Here is a 15,978-nt window from a genome sequence, read left to right as displayed (position 1 = left end):
TCTATAACAAAGTAAATTCATTTTAAACTAAATATATGAAAATTCTATTCCCTGCATATGGAATGCTAGCGTAATTTTGTCTTCGTTAATAAGATATCTTTAGAATGAAAACGTTAATCAGATAGTGCAGGGTTTACATATTTCTTTTATCGGAACTCCAGAAAGTTATTTTACTAAAAAGTTTTTAGTAAAATTACAGGAGTTATGCCCTGAGCAATTGTATTATTTTTGTATCAAACAAAAGGAACGTAAATATTATAGCAAGCAACCTGATGCTATATTGAGATTTGTTTATTTTTTAAAAGGAATATTGTATTATTTGCAAGAGCAAAGCTCGATATTATATTGGATTTATTATTGTCGATTACATCAAATTGAGTTTCAACTTGAAACGGATGTGAATGGAAACACTATTCAAGAGCGTTTGAAAAATATGGATTTTGTGCTTACGGCTGGAATTTCATCTAAATTTAAGAATTTAACTTTGAATGCTTCAAAATGTGGCATTATTAATTTTCATTATTCTCTTTTACCAAAATTCAGGGGAACACATCCTGTATTTTGGCAATTGATATCTGGAGATCCAATTTTTGGTTATAGTTTTCATTTAATGAATACTCAAATGGATGCTGGTGATATTTTATTACAAAAGGAGGTTCCTATAAATTCAAAAGGGAATGTCAGCTCTATATGCAATCAGCTCATCCTGCATGCTTCGAATCAATTGTTTGTATTAATCGCTGGAACAAAAGAGCGCATAGTACAAGATTCTAAAGGAATAAGTAGTCATAGTGAACATGATTTTATGAATTATATTAGAATTCAATTTTCAGATCCAGTGTCTGAATGGAAGGCGAAGTGTAACTACAGTCCATTTTTAATTTTGAATGATCAATTGGTAGTCCGAATGAAATCTTACGATGGGCTCACAGAATCGTTTCCTAAACTTAAAATAAAAAGATTAGGATTCGTGCTTGTGAAGGATGGATTTGGTTTTTTTATTGAGAAAGTTAATTATCTTCCCGCTATATTCTATTATTTTCAATTGAAAAAACTTTTTGACTAATTCAGTGAAAGAAAAATCTCCTCATCTTACTCTTAACCATTTATTTCGATGGAATTTTGGAGGTTCTTTGTATATGTCCATATTGCAGCTCATTAGTATTGTTTTATTAGGGCAGTTTTTAAGCTATAAGGAGTTAGGAATTTATACGATATTTCAAATCATTTTCCGTTTAGCACTTGCATTATTTGAGCCTGGAATGTTTGTTTCGATTATCCAAAAACCTGGATTTACTTTTAAAATTGTACGAAAGGAACAGTTTATTCAATGGATGTTGGTGATTTTAGGACTAATTTTAATTGCACTTTTTTTTATCTGGGAATCAAATTACCTAATGATGAACCCCATCATCGTATTGAATAGCTTATTGCTTTTTATAATCATTGGAGGTTTTAGTTATTATGCTAGTATTTTAAGTCATTATTTAAAGCAAAAGCAAGTTAGCATTTCCCAAATGGCAGGTGCCAGTTGTGAATTTATTTTTATAGTTTCTACCATTTGGTATTTTTCGCCATTAATTGTTTTTAGTATTGGATTATTAATTCGGTTTTCAGTTTATTATTTTGTTTGTTACTTATATTATAAGCAATTAGTGATTGAAGAGAATGATCGTATTTCAGAGCAAGAGCATATTCGATATTCTGCATATCAAGTTTTAAACCAGGGTATTAGTTTTGTGCAAGGTAATTTTGATACGGTGCTTGTGGGCTCCTTATTTGGATTGCTATTATTAGGTCCGTATAATTTTGCTTCAGAGATAAGTTATTTGCTTTTTTCAAAAATCAATCCAATTTTTAATAGAGCAATCCTGCCGCTACTTTCTAAACACCAGCAGGATAATGAAACCCGACAGCTTATTATCACGGAATCATTGTTAAGTCATGCTTTAATATGCATTTCTATTTATATTCTTCTTTATGCACACATCGAACCTATTATAGCATTCGCTTTTAAGGATCCCGAGGCTAAGATCTTGTTATTTGCAAAGTACATTTTAATAATGGCGATCATTCGATCCGTGAATAATATCATTTTCAATCAATTGTTAGCTCTTGGGGAATCTAAGAATTTATTCAAATGGAATATTGTAGTATTAATTATTAATTATTTATTTATAGGAATTATTTTCATTACAAAGACAGATATTTTAACGTTTCTATTGATTAATATCTTTGTAAGTTTAAGTGTCTTGATTTATACCATTTTTAAATTGCTAAAATACTGTGATAATCGAAAGTCGTTTTTTGATATTTTAATTCGATATATTTTATATTTATTAGTATGTGTTGCTTTAATATTTCTTTTATCCAGACTTCATTTGTCTTTGATTCCCTCTTTATTTTGTAGTGTAAGTCTTCTTTTTCTTGTAAGCCTGTTATTTTACAAAACTAAAGTTCTGGATTTGTTAAAACTTCGGATCATGTAATGGGCGCTTTTCTTTTTTATAAAACATTTACCAAGTCAAAGCTAAAGGATTGCAAAGTTTTAAATGAATCCTTTTCTGTATTGCATTCGATGTATGATGCAGCGTTACTGAATGATTCCAATTTTGACGAAGATTATTTGCATTTTCAGAATTCGGAAGTAGATTTATATATTCTGGGAAATTTTACACAGTATCGTGATTTTAAAATAGATCTCGATAGTCTTTATTTTAATGGAGCAGTTCAGGCAGATGTTTTGGATGAAGTTTTTAGAAAATTCAATGGACTTTTTTGTGCTTTTTTATTTGATAAAAATGGTAACAATTGGTATCTATTTACAGATCACCTTGGATTTTATCCCGTCTATTATTATTCAGACTCTGAAGTACTCTTGATCAGTTCAGAAATTAAATATTTTAATACGCTGAGGCGGTCTAGACTTCATATTAATCGGGAAGCTTTATTTAGTTATCTCGAGAATGGACATTTAATGTTTGATCAAAGTTGGTATAAAGAGGTTTCAAGGATGAGACCCGCTAGTATCTATCACTGGAATAACAATGATGTGCGTTTAACACATAGCTATTACTGGAGTTGGGAGAAGGTAAAGAAGCTATCATTGAGTAAAGAAGTTCAAATACAAAAATATATTGAACTATTTACAAACGGAATCTCTAATTTAAAATTTGAATCTTCTGCAAGCCTTGGGATAAGTTTGAGTGGCGGATTGGATAGTAGATGGATTGCACAACTTTCAACTGGATTTTTTCCAATGGAAGCATTCACCTTTGCAACTGGGAATAATAAAGAAGTTTTATTAGCATCTAAAGTAGCAAAGGAGCTAGGAATTAAGCATCATTTATTTGATATAGAAGTGAAGGATTGGCTGCAAAACAGGCTAGATTCTTTTTGGAAAGTCGATGGATTGTTACATTTAGGTCATTTACATGAAGGCAATTTGCAGAGTCAATGGCGTTCGAAATATTCGCATATCTTTCATGGGTTTTATGGGGGTGGAATTTATTCAAGTTCATATGAACTAAACCAAAGAATTACGGAAGACATTGGTTTTCGTCATTTTAAAAGTGTAGCACAGAATCTTAAAACAGATGATTCATTTTATGATACACAATCTATTGATCCCTATATTGTAGATCAGAAAATTAGAAATCAATCGGCGCATAGTATTTATTTAATGTCTTCTTATGCTAAAATTGTTATTCCATTTTACAATATGGAGTGGCTAGATTTTAATTATAGTATTGACGATAAATTACAGTTAAATAGTAAATTTTATTTAGAAGTTTTGAATTCAAGCTTATCTAAAAATTTATTAGATATTGCCTGGCAAAAAACAGGCATTCCACCATCCAGAATAAGTGCGAATGTAAGAAGTTTAAATTTCAGGATTCCCTCGATCGTAGAGCGGCTTTTTCAAATTTCAAAGAGCTCCAGGCATTTTATTAATTATAACCTTTTTGATCAGGAAATTAATTTTTGGATTCAGGAGTTTAGGCGGGATATTTTAGATCTGGACTTTAGATATACTTTGCATAACCGAGAACGGAAATTGCGGATGTTGTCATTAGTGCTCATTTTGAGAATGCTTTCAAAAAATAATTCCAATGTCTTATAGAGTACTGCATATTATAGATTGTTACTTACCAGAGACCATGAATTGGATGGAAAGATTATGGCAACGTACTGCTAATTATTGTGAACATTTTATATTTGCAAAATACTATATCAAAGATCCAAATACTGTGTTTTATTTTATAAATCCACAAAAGTCAATTAATTACCCAATTGGTATTCTAGATAAATTCAAAGAGAGACTTCGTTTCCAAAGTACGGTGCGTAAATTGAAGCAATCAATAATTGAGCAGAAGATACAAATTCTTCATTTTCATTTTGGACATCTTGCAATTGAATATAGAGATTTGTTGCAAAAACTTGACATTCCTTTTTGTGTTTCACTTTATGGTTTTGATTATGAGTATTTAATCCATTATAAACCAGAAACCAAACAAGATTATATAGAATTAGCGAATTTGGGTGGAAGATTTATTGTGGAGGGTAATTATTCTGCAAATTTAATTGCATCCTATGGAATTCCTGCATCAAAAATCTTTAAAGTCCATATGCTTTTTAAGATTGAAAATGGATTTAGTAAACCTCAGTGTAAAACACCCATTAAACTTTTTCAAGCAGCTACTTTTACTGAAAAGAAAAACCAAATTGCACTGGTAGATGCATTAAAAGATCGGCATATAGGAAAATTTCAAATATCTTTTTACGGGGAGCAAGGAGATAGAAACTATTATGTAAATCTTTTGAAAGCAATAGACTTAAAGCAAAAACATGATATCCGGATACAAGGATTATTGCCTTTTAATGCGTATTTGAAGGAGCTAAGTAATTCTCATTTTACAATTAATTTAAGTAAGAAATCGAGTGCGCAGGATACAGAAGGAGGCTGTCCGGTCTTATTAAAAGATAGTTTAAGCTTAGCAAGACCAGTCATTACTACAGCACATTGTGATATTCCTGACATTATCGTGAATGCTTATAATGGTATCCTTTTACCGGAGGATGATCCGGAAGCAGTGGAATGTATGTTGGATTCCTTGCTCAAATTTAATCAGAAGGAGTATTTGCAATTATGTAGAAACGCTTTGGAGACGGTCGATATTAATTGTTCTAATAATATTTCTGCGGCTGAGCTGAGGTCCGTTTATCAATCCATGGTATGCGAATCGTAGTATTTAGCTTGAACTTTCCTCCATTAAGAAATCCGCGATCTTTCCGGGTTGGATTGTATAGTAAATATTTGCATGAAAAATATGATTTGTTGACTATAACAAGTAGCATTGATGAAGAATGTGCTGATCCCAGCTTTGTTTTCCGAAGTGGATTTAAAATCAGAATGAAGAGCAAACTTAGGGGTAAATTAAAACGTTTTTCTGTAATCCGATTTTTTCATAAATATATTTTTCCCGATGACAGAATAATTTATATGATTCCATTTCTATTTAATTATATATTTAAACTTCGAAGGAAAGATGATCTTATCATGACCGTTTCGAACCCAATAAGTGCACATTTAATTGGTGTATTCTTAAAGTTATTTTTTAGACATCAATGGATTGTGGATATTGGTGATATTTTTTCAAATCAGAATACTTCCAACAACGGTCCTTACGCTTTTTTGATAAATCGATATGAAAAGAGCGTTTTAAATTTTAGTGACCATATTGTTTTAAATGCAAATTCTTTAAAACAATATTATCTATCCTACTTTTTGATTCAGAATGAAAAAATGACAGTCATTCCAAATGGTATATCATTGGATATTGAGAGAATCCGCCATATTCAATCTAATGAAATACGGCTATCATTTATTGGAAATACCTATCCTATAGTGCGGGAAGGATTGGATGAAATGAAAATACTTTTGAAGCTGGTGGAATTATTTCCGGAAACCAGGATATTGATTCAATTATATGGAGTTCAATTTTCAAAATTGCATGAATTGGAGAATATTTTTCCGAATATTATTAAAATTCGATATTGTCAGACTGACGATGAACTCATTCAGGCTTATTCAAATACGGATATTTTAATAAATTTTGCGAATAAGGACAATCCTGGATTGCCAAGTAAGTTGAATGAGTATCAAGCAACTGGAATTCCAATTATCAATTTTTTACATTCCTTTGAAGATTCAAGTTGGCATTATTTAAATACAATACAGAACGCTGTAATTCATGTGTTAGTAAATCAAGTTGAATTGGAATCAATTGCTGAATTTATAACGAAATCCTTGAACATTCCACGGATTCATATATCGGAGCCTGCAAAGAATTTAACGGAAGCCTGGAGTCGGGTGTTCAATAAATTTATAAAGTAATTCCTGTGTTTTAAGTTTGAAAATTGGCATTTGTTTTAAACTAAGGTTAATAACAATTGATATGGAATCAATATGTGATAATTAAGAAATATTATTAGATTAGATAATCTATTTGTAGAATTTTATTGCTATACAATTTAATTTGTCAAATTATCTATTGGATGAATCAGCAAAACACATTTTTTATAATCAAGTAAATAAATGGAATTTATCAATTCAATTTATTTTAGGAGTTTGCACCATTTTCAATTTGTTATGTATGTAAAATTTTAGTTATAATTATTATTGTGTACCTGAATTATGATTTTTAATCAATTAATTTGGTCATTTTGTAAGAATAAAGCTTGGTTTCATCATTTAATTTTACAGAATTGAAGTCAATCTGGCTCATGATTTCGAAATACCTTACTTTTGTAATTCACTTTTAATATTTGCCATTTTTTTATTAATTGCAATTTCTTGGAAATATCATTATAGCAATCGGGAACTGTGCTAATTAAGATAGCTAATATTGAAAGAAGATTAAACATTGAGTATTGAATTATTTTAAGTTTATTTAGTTGATTAAACCATTACTGATGAATATTATAAATACATACGTTTTAAGGATAAACAATTATTTAGCAATCTTATTATTTCTGTTTCTTTCTAATTTTGTATTTGCACAAAATATTACACTGACAGGACGCGTGGTAGATTCCAAGAATAATTCTGCTCTCGAAGGGGTCAACATTTATTTTAAATCTTTGAAAGCTTCAATATTAACAAATACATTAGGTGAATTTTCAATTTTAGTACCAGATCAGTTTCCATTAGTATTAAACATTAGTTATGTGGGTTATGATTCACAAGAATTAATTCTGAATGCCTCCGAATTTGTGACCATTCTAATGCAAGAAAAAAGTACAGAGTTAGAGGAAGTCTTGGTTGTAAGTGGATATTCTGTGCAGAAGAAAAGCGAGTTTTCTGGTGCTGTTTCAAGCATCGGTACGAAGCAATTACAATGTAGACCCTCCGTAAGTTTTGATCAGCTTTTAGGTGGACAAGCACCAGGAATTGATATTATTCAGCCAACAAATATTTTGAACAATACACCGGTACTAAGAATTCGGGGTATTAATACGATTACGTCTGGATTATTTCCTTTAGTTGTTGTGGATGGTGTAGCTGTTTTTGTAGGATCAATTGGTGGGATGGTTGGCAACAATCCGTTGTCTGATATTAATCCAAATGATATTCAATCTATTGACGTTTTAAAAGATGCTTCTGCTGCAGCTATTTTTGGATCGAGAGCAGCAAATGGGGTTATGGTTATTACGACTAAGAAAGGAAAAAAGGGAAGAGTCAAAGTTAATTATGATACTTGGTTAAGCAGAAGTACACCTTACAATTTACCAGAACTGTTGGATGCTAAAGATTATGTAATGATTAAGAATGAGGCTATGGTAAATTCAGGAAGAGCTCCGGGATATGCATTAATGTATAATCCTGACAGTAGTATTGTAAATACCAGTTGGTATGACGTTGCCTTTAGACCTGGAATTTCACACAATCATAATCTTAGTATTTCAGGTGCAAATAATTCAACGAGTTATTATTTTTCATTAGGTTATACCAATCAAAATAGTTTTATCAAATATAATAGTTTCGAGCGTTATTCAGCGCGCTTAAATATTGAAAATACATTGAATAATTTTTTAAAGGTTGGAGCAAATATGTCTTATAGTAATGGGATGAATATTGGTCCAAACACAGGAGCCATTCCGAGTAACTCTTTGTCTTCGTCTTCTTACAATTCTGAATATATTACCAATGAGCCATTAGCCAGGATGACCTATGTGTTGCCGCCAAACGTACCTGTGTATAATACAGATGGTACTTATAGTATTCAAAATGGAATCAGTGTAGGATATGGCAAAAATAATCCAAGCACGATAGGAACGATTAATGCCTATAACTTAGCTATGGTTCAAAAGCTCGATGTGAATACTTCTGAAAATAATACATTGATAGGAAATGTTTACGGAGAGTATAAAGTATATAAAAATCTTTTATTCAGATCGAGTTATGGCATTAATAATTTGCAAGTTCAGAATAAATCATTTTTAAATCCGATACATGGGGGCGGTGCATCTGCAAATGGTAGTGCAACAAATATTTTTTCTAAATTTTATCGTTTTGATTGGGTAAATACACTTTCCTTTAATACAACATTAGGAGAACACCACAATTTTAGTATTATTTTAGGAACGGAACGAATTAAAACTACGGTCAATTCATGGGGAGCCCAACGTTCAAATATAACAGATCCTGATTATTCAAATTATCAGGGAGGTTTTGCGAATATATCACCTATTGGAAATGTATTTACAGAGAATGCATTGTTATCTTATTTTTCAAATGTAACTTATGATTTTAATCGAAAATATCTATTGAGTTTTAATTTCCGTCGGGATGGTTTATCTGCCTTGGCAGATGGAAATAAGTTTGGAAATTTTGGAGGGGCGTCAATTGGATGGAATGTCTATAAAGAAGACTTTTTTCAAAACGCATCTTTTAAAGAATATTTTAATAATCTAAAAATAAGATTAAGCTATGGGGTTGTTGGTAATAGTGAAATCGGTGATTATCCTGCAATCGGTGCATATACTTCAAATACATATGGTGGAGTCCCAACTTTAAATTATGCGCAAGCCGGCAATCCGGATCTTAAATGGGAAACGAGTACTAAACTGGATGTGGGTTTAAATTTTACCATTTTGAAAGATCGGATTTCTATAGAGTTTGATTATTATAAAAATTTGATTGATGGATTGATTTTGAAAGCACCTCAAGCACTTTCGGCTGGGATTCCTGGAAACTATATCAATGCCAATGTGGGTAGTATGTACAATGAAGGGATTGAATTAGGATTGGATGCACAAGTTTTAAATTTGAATTCATTTAAATGGGATATTAATTTTAATTTTTCTACTTTGAAAAACAAAGTAACCTCTTTGGTGAGTGATGTTTATGTGCCAAGCATTTTTGGAGTTCAAAACATGACCCGCGTTGGATATTCTATAGGTTCTATTTTTGCAGTTCCTACCATAGGAGTAAATCCTGAGAATGGATTGATGGTTTTTTTAAATAGCGAAGGTAAACAAGTACAATATAATCATATAGGATCTCCAAGATGGACCTATTTGGATGGAACTGCCGCTCCCGCCATTGATAATTATAAAGATGGAGTCATTCAAGGCCCATCCTTGCCAACTTATTTTGGAGGAATTAACAATACGCTAGTTTATAAAAATTTTGATTTGAACATTAATTTTACATTTGTAGGTGGCAATAAACTGTATAATGGAACCCGGGCTACCAACTCAGATCAACGGTATTTTAATAATGGAACTTTTATTAAAGATCGTTGGACTACACCTGGACAGAAAACCGAAATACAAAAACTGTATTATGGGGATAATGTATCTGCCGGATTTTCATTTTCAGCTACATCAAAAGTTGAAGATGGAGATTATCTTAAGTTAAAAAATATTTCATTGGGATATCAACTTCCTGTAAATAACAATGTATTCAGAGGTAAAATTTCATCAGCAAGGATTTATTTGCAAGCAGTGAATTTATTTACAATTACAAAATACAGAGGTTCAGATCCTGAAGTTTCTATAAATGGAAATTCAATTCATTCTGGAAAAGATCAAAACGTACCGCCCAATGCACAAACATTTACCATTGGTTTAAATGTCGGTTTTTAATTTAAAATAAATTTAAATTCATTTTATGAGTCTCTATAGTAAAATACATTTAAAACTTTTAACTATTGGAATTTTTTCGATAGTTCTGTTCTCAGCTTGTGAAGGGGATTTTTTAGATACAGTTCCTAAAACAAGTATTGATCAGGAAAAAGCATTTAGCACACCAGGAAAAATTTTAGCACAAGTAAATAGCTTGTATGGTCAATTGCAGAATCAAAATTTTTATGGAGGTCGTTTTATTGTTTTTAATGAACAAAGGGGTGATGAGTTTGGGCAAAATGATGGAAACGCAGCGACAGGTTCTGCAGTTTGGAATCAAAATGTGGCCTCTACTAATGAATATATTAATAATGTATGGTCTGCAGGTTATACTGCTATAAATGCTTCCAATATTTTAATTGAGCAATTGCAAAAGACAAAAGTAATTTCAGACAGTCTTGCTAAATTATATATAGCAGAAGCAAAATATGTAAGAGCATTGTGTTATTTAAGTCTGGTACAAACCTATGCAAAGCCTTTTAATTTAGATAGAACAGCATTGGGATTACCGCTACGATTAACGGCTATTACTGGAGTAGGATATAATGATTTGGTTAGAAGCACCGTAGAAGAAGTTTATAATCAAATATTGTTAGATTTGAATGAAGCAGAAGAGGACTTACCAATTGCATATACTACGCCATTATTAAATATTTCAAGAGCGCATAAGAGTACTGCGATCGCTTTAAAAACAAGAGTTTATCTGAATCAGGCAAATTACCAAAAAGTTGTGGAAGAGGCTTCTAAATTAGTACCCTTAAACAGTCCATATCAATACACATCCGGCTCCATTACGCACAATTTAGAATCTGCCATTGCAAATGTGTTTACAGGAACATATACAGGACCAGAAGCTATTTTTTTTATTCCATTTGCGAATTCAAATACAGAAACACCAAGTGCACAATATGCGTTGGCATTTAATTATTTAACACAACCAATAATTTTCTTAGCGACTGCAGGAATCGTTGGTAATCCAGCGTTAACCGGGAAGGAAGACGCCAGAAGTGCATTCATTACAAGTAATGCAGCCAAGCAAAAAGTATTAAAGAAATTTTCTATTACAACGGCTCCATTTAGGGATTATGTTCCTGTATTACGCTATGCAGAAGTGATGCTTAATTATGCAGAAGCAGCAACAAATTTAAATGATTTAGGCACCGCTGCGAATTTATTAAATGCCGTTAGACATCGCTCGAATCCAACGTATGTTTTTCCTTCAGAAGCAATTTCGACCAAAGATAGTTTGATCAATACCATTTTAACGGAGCGACGTATTGAATTTTTAGGAGAGGGCCTTCGGTTACAAGATTTACAAAGGAGAACACAAAGTTTACCTGCAAAGACTGGAAGTATTGGAACTGCTCCAGAAGTTTTAACAAGTGCAAAGAATTATATCTGGCCTATACCCAGTGGCGAATTATCAACTAATAAATTGTGCTTGCCGAATTAAGCGAGTGAGATAAACTAGTTTAATAAAATTGAATACAGGAATTAGTTGCTATTTAGAAAGCAAAAGATTATTTTATCTGTATTAAATTCAGCATAAGTCTCGGCTATATTTTTGCAAGCATACTGTTGTTTTTTGAAACTTATTATTTGCTTACAATTTAATAAATTTTATTTGATTACTTTTTTTCTGTGATTGACTTACCAGAAAATATATGCCCGATGGCAGATCACTTAAATCTACTAATGTTTCAGAACTTTGAATTGTTATTGTTCGAAGCGCAATTCCTAATTGATTTATACATTGAATTGATTTTGCACCCTCATTAAATTCTGTTTGAGTAATTTTGATCGTATTTGTTACAGGATTGGGTGAAATCTGGAAATCTGCAATATTTAAATCTTGTGTATTTACGGTTTGCTTTCTGTACTTATTAAAAAAGTTCCAAATCACAGTACTTGCACTAAAATCCATGCAGGTAGTTCCAATAGCAATTAATGCACCAGGCCAGGTATGTCCGCCATTTAGAATTTTATAATGTTGGACTTCATTTAATCCCGGATAGATATAAAGTTCTGCAGAAGCACCATCAGTTTTATTAATATCTGGAACATTGGATTTTATTAGGTTTTGGGTGTTCAAGCCATTTTTAGCTATCCAATAAGCCAAGACAGATGGAATGGAAGAAACCCCTGTGGATCCATTGTAATCAACTACAGGGTCGGCATCGCCATGAATTTCAAGAATTGGTAATGGAGAAGCGTTTTTACAAGCGGAAACGGTTTGCAAAGTCATAGATCCTGTGACAGAAGCGATGGCTGCAAAGCGATTACTAACACAGGCTAAATGGTAACTCATAAAACCACCATTTGACATTCCGGTACTATAAATTCTTTCAGGATCTATGGAATACGCTTTTGAAAGGGTATCTATTAATGCATGAATAAATCCGACATCGTCAACATTGCTGTTTCCGACTAAGCCTACATTCCAAAAGCTTTGATTACTTTGAGGAAACAATGTGCCATTTGGATGTACTACAATAAAACCAGCAGTATCAGAAATTTTTCTAAAATCTCCATAAAATTCCTGTTGATCATTATTGGAGCCATATCCATGTAAATTAAAGACCAGGGCGACCGGTTTTTTTAAAGTATAATTGGCAGGTACATAAAATGAAAATGTGCGGGTGAGGCCATCATGAAGAATACTTGACCTTATGGTTTGCTGGGAAAATGCATATATCAGATTGAGAAATAGGAATCCTAAAGTCAAAAAACAGTTCGATTTAATCATAGCCATGTTTAAAAGTTTATGGCAACAAAGTTAATTGAATTCCTGAATGAAATTTGTATTCTTTCAAACTAAGATTTACAACATCCAGAGATGGATGGGCTTGAATTGAATTTATTTTATTTCTAATTTTTTCGTTTTCTTCATTCAAATTATCGCACACTGCTAAACCAGACTATATCAGCAATATTGTATACTTAGAAAATAATGCTCGTTTAATCAAGCACACAAACTTTGCTAATAGAATGTTCTCCATTTATTTCAATGACTAAAAAATACATTCCTGAACTCATTGGAGAATTTATATTGACACGCTGAATTCCCGGTTCTAATAATTTTTTTTCTTGATGTATGGTGCGACCATAAATATCAATCCAGCTATAATTTATAATACTGTTTATGGCAACATTTGTGGTTACAAAACTTACTCCATTATTTTCAATCAAATTAGGTGTAAAGAGTATATTCTGCATTCCATTTTGATCAGATATGGATCCAGCCCTTTCTTCAAATATTAAATCTGGATATTTAGGACTTGCTTTTTTAAAGCTATGCAAGTTGACACAAAGCGTATCTTTCACAATACAGTTGGGGTCATTGATTGTCCATTCAAAACAATAGACACCATAATTAAATGCTATGAATTTTGTTCTTGGATTGTTGGGTTCTAAAATTGTAACCTTATGTGGACCACTAAGGAGTCTCCAGCTACCATTTGGATTTGCTTTTGCATCTAAATAAGCTGAAAGGCCTCTTTTTTCAAAATCCTGACCAGCTATTTTTGTGTCTGGTATGACGTCAATACATTTTTCGCAGCTAGTCCCACAATCTGTATCATAGGATACGCAAACTTTTCCGGTATCTCTAGAATTTAATAACCATTTTACATTGACAACAGAACTGTCAGGATTTGAAACTATAAATCCTCCATCTATTGTCCAGGTATAAAAGTTTGCTTTTTTAGGGAGAAATGAATCAATCCAATATGTCCCAATGGAATCAAAGCAAAATATTTTACTACTGTTCATGGTAAAGGAACATTCAGGATTTAAACTACCTTCCTGAAGTGTTTCACAAAAGGTTTTAGTACAAATCGCAGTTTTATTTTCAAGTGTTGTCTTTACTATGACTTGCAGACAATAGTCTTCTGAAACAGGATTAACGAATAATCTTTCATCCGTACTCAAAATATTTAAGGGATCACTTTTTTTAAACCAGCGATATTCAAATTCATAGATTTCACCGGCATTACAAGGTTTTAAAATGCTTAAATTGGGTATTAATTCAACCTTAGCATTAAAACAATGAATATCCCATGATGGCGCAAAATCTACATTTACGGCTGTTAACAGGATAGAACTATCACAGCGATATGGATTTGTTATTTTTGGAAGTGCGATCTCAGATTGGAACAAACAAGGTTGATGTTTTTTACCAGCAGCATCCGTATAGGGTGTATTGTTACATGTTAAATAATAAACAGCTTCAGGTATTGGCGCTTCTAAAACAATAAATTCAACAATAGAATCAAATTTACAGCAGTTCGCATCCGAAAATTGCTCACTATAAATTCCACTTTCCTTAATTCGTAGAGAATGCCATTTATATCCACTAGCATTTGTTTGCTCTTTACAAAGAATGCGTGGCAATCCAATTTTATTTTGAATCTGTCTGACTTTTAGCGTAGCACATTGCGGACCTTGTTGAGCGCAAACTGAACCATTTTGAGGATTGCCTATATAAGCAGTTACACAGAGAATAAAATCTCCTGAATCCGGTAAATCAAGTCGAATCTCGTTTATATTTCCACCTACTTCATTTCCATCTAGGGTCCAAACATAATGGGGTTTGCATCCTCCGCTTTGTGGATTAACAAAAAACAATACATTACAAGCACCTTCGCAAATAGGTTCAAGAATCATATTTGCTTTATTATTGATCTTCCCTAAAGGGGATAAAGTAGGTGCGGCACCTCCTGAAGTACTTATCGTAAAATCACAAAAATCTCCATTACAACCGTCTATCCAAAAATAATACGTTTTGCAAGGCTGAAGGTTTGCACTTACCGTATTTACACTGTTAGGTATTGAACAAGGATTAGAACGACATACAATCTCTTCCTCACACAGACAATCTCCCCAAATTCCAAATTGGAGTCCTTGACCGGTGTTACACGAACCTATAGTTAAGGTCATCGTGACATTCCCGCCTTCCGTTACAAAGCCCCACCAACTTGTGTTTTCTCCGATTCCGCCTTGAGAACATAGCGGACCACAATGGCTCGGTACTGTACTCGTATTATTACAAGCATAACCATTCAGTTCATCCAATGAGCAAAGGACATTCACCTGATTGCACTCTTCCGACATTGGTGGAGAGCATTGAGTTTGCAAGAAATGAAGTTTAATTACTAAAAGTAAGGCAGTGAATACAAGGTTTTTCAATTGCTTTTTCATATGCTAATGATCCCTATGGATGAAAGAATGCTGCTTGGCAAAAAGTAAGCAGATTAAAAAATAGAATTGAAGATAAATTAAAAATTCTTGATTTTTATATTTTTAAAAGGAAAATCAAGCAATTTTTGAAAATGAGCAATTTAAAATTGATAATTGAACTTTTTCAAATAAAAATGGAATGGATTAAAAAGGTATAATGTGTAATTTTTAATCAAAATTATTTAGTTTGAATCAGTTCTATTTGAAACTAAAAAAGCCAGAAAAAATGTGGCTTTAAAATTTTGAAGAGCACCAAATTCCGCTCTCGCTCTCATTCTCGCTCTGCTTCCCACGAAGTTTTAGGAAGATATGAGATTAAGATTAACACAAACCAGAACACCTACTCCCTAAACTAAAAAAGCCACAAAAAATGTGGCATTAAAATTTTGAAGAGCATCAAATTCCGCTTTTGCTCTCATTCTCGCTCTGCTTCCCACGAAGTTTTAGGAAGATATGAGATTAAGATTAACACAAACCAGAACACCTACTCCCTAAACTAAAAAAGCCACAAAAAATGTGGCATTAAAATTTTGAAGAGCATCAAATTCC

Annotated in this window: 9 protein-coding genes; 7 read left to right on the top strand and 2 right to left on the bottom strand. The window is 32.3% G+C overall.

Annotation, left to right across the window (positions count from 1 at the left end; translation table 11 throughout):
* Nucleotides 1-124: 124 nt before the first annotated feature.
* The 7 genes from IPO86_01470 (at nucleotide 125) to IPO86_01440 (ending at nucleotide 11,644) form a co-directional block, all read left to right on the top strand.
* Nucleotides 125-1,066: a hypothetical protein gene (locus tag IPO86_01470; protein MBK9726764.1), complete on the top strand. Its 942-nt coding sequence runs from the start codon at nucleotides 125-127 to the stop codon at nucleotides 1,064-1,066.
* Nucleotides 1,059-2,489, top strand: coding sequence for an oligosaccharide flippase family protein (locus tag IPO86_01465; protein MBK9726763.1), 1,431 nt, complete (start codon nucleotides 1,059-1,061; stop codon nucleotides 2,487-2,489). The genes IPO86_01470 and IPO86_01465 overlap by 8 nt, the downstream gene beginning before the upstream one ends.
* Nucleotides 2,489-4,123 carry a hypothetical protein gene (locus IPO86_01460; GenBank protein MBK9726762.1) on the top strand — a complete coding sequence of 545 codons (1,635 nt, stop codon included), beginning with the start codon at nucleotides 2,489-2,491 and terminating at the stop codon, nucleotides 4,121-4,123. The genes IPO86_01465 and IPO86_01460 overlap by 1 nt, the downstream gene beginning before the upstream one ends.
* Complete coding sequence (locus IPO86_01455) at nucleotides 4,113-5,249, top strand: glycosyltransferase family 4 protein (GenBank protein ID MBK9726761.1); 1,137 nt, start codon at nucleotides 4,113-4,115, stop codon at nucleotides 5,247-5,249. Before IPO86_01460 ends, IPO86_01455 begins: the two co-directional genes overlap by 11 nt.
* On the top strand, nucleotides 5,237-6,397 hold the full coding sequence (locus tag IPO86_01450) for a glycosyltransferase (protein ID MBK9726760.1): 1,161 nt from the start codon (nucleotides 5,237-5,239) through the stop codon (nucleotides 6,395-6,397). Before IPO86_01455 ends, IPO86_01450 begins: the two co-directional genes overlap by 13 nt.
* Nucleotides 6,398-6,975: 578 nt before the next feature.
* On the top strand, nucleotides 6,976-10,152 hold the full coding sequence (locus IPO86_01445) for a SusC/RagA family TonB-linked outer membrane protein (GenBank protein MBK9726759.1): 3,177 nt from the start codon (nucleotides 6,976-6,978) through the stop codon (nucleotides 10,150-10,152).
* A gap of 25 nt (nucleotides 10,153-10,177) precedes the next feature.
* Nucleotides 10,178-11,644: a RagB/SusD family nutrient uptake outer membrane protein gene (locus tag IPO86_01440; protein MBK9726758.1), complete on the top strand. Its 1,467-nt coding sequence runs from the start codon at nucleotides 10,178-10,180 to the stop codon at nucleotides 11,642-11,644.
* 150 nt (nucleotides 11,645-11,794) lie between these two features.
* Here IPO86_01440 and IPO86_01435 read toward each other — a convergent pair whose 3' ends face one another.
* Both IPO86_01435 and IPO86_01430 read right to left on the bottom strand, forming a co-directional pair.
* Nucleotides 11,795-12,937 carry a T9SS type A sorting domain-containing protein gene (locus IPO86_01435; protein ID MBK9726757.1) on the bottom strand — a complete coding sequence of 381 codons (1,143 nt, stop codon included), beginning with the start codon at nucleotides 12,935-12,937 and terminating at the stop codon, nucleotides 11,795-11,797.
* A 212-nt stretch (nucleotides 12,938-13,149) separates the two neighbouring features.
* Nucleotides 13,150-15,390 carry a hypothetical protein gene (locus IPO86_01430; protein ID MBK9726756.1) on the bottom strand — a complete coding sequence of 747 codons (2,241 nt, stop codon included), beginning with the start codon at nucleotides 15,388-15,390 and terminating at the stop codon, nucleotides 13,150-13,152.
* Nucleotides 15,391-15,978 lie beyond the last annotated feature (588 nt).

It is taken from the genome of Saprospiraceae bacterium, assembly GCA_016717265.1.
Taxonomy (GTDB): Bacteria; Bacteroidota; Bacteroidia; order Chitinophagales; family Saprospiraceae; genus Vicinibacter.
Note: the sequence above shows the minus strand (reverse complement) of the source record. Positions and strands in the feature narration are given on the sequence as shown.

Bases quoted from the DNA above. Each gene is read 5' to 3' on its own strand.
- IPO86_01450 (MBK9726760.1), top strand. From the start codon at position 5,237: ATGCGAATCGTAGTATTTAGCTTGAACTTTCCTCCATTAAGAAATCCG.
- IPO86_01435 (MBK9726757.1), bottom strand. From the start codon at position 12,937: ATGATTAAATCGAACTGTTTTTTGACTTTAGGATTCCTATTTCTCAAT.
- IPO86_01445 (MBK9726759.1), top strand. From the start codon at position 6,976: ATGAATATTATAAATACATACGTTTTAAGGATAAACAATTATTTAGCA.
- IPO86_01455 (MBK9726761.1), top strand. From the start codon at position 4,113: ATGTCTTATAGAGTACTGCATATTATAGATTGTTACTTACCAGAGACC.
- IPO86_01460 (MBK9726762.1), top strand. From the start codon at position 2,489: ATGGGCGCTTTTCTTTTTTATAAAACATTTACCAAGTCAAAGCTAAAG.
- IPO86_01430 (MBK9726756.1), bottom strand. From the start codon at position 15,390: ATGAAAAAGCAATTGAAAAACCTTGTATTCACTGCCTTACTTTTAGTA.
- IPO86_01440 (MBK9726758.1), top strand. From the start codon at position 10,178: ATGAGTCTCTATAGTAAAATACATTTAAAACTTTTAACTATTGGAATT.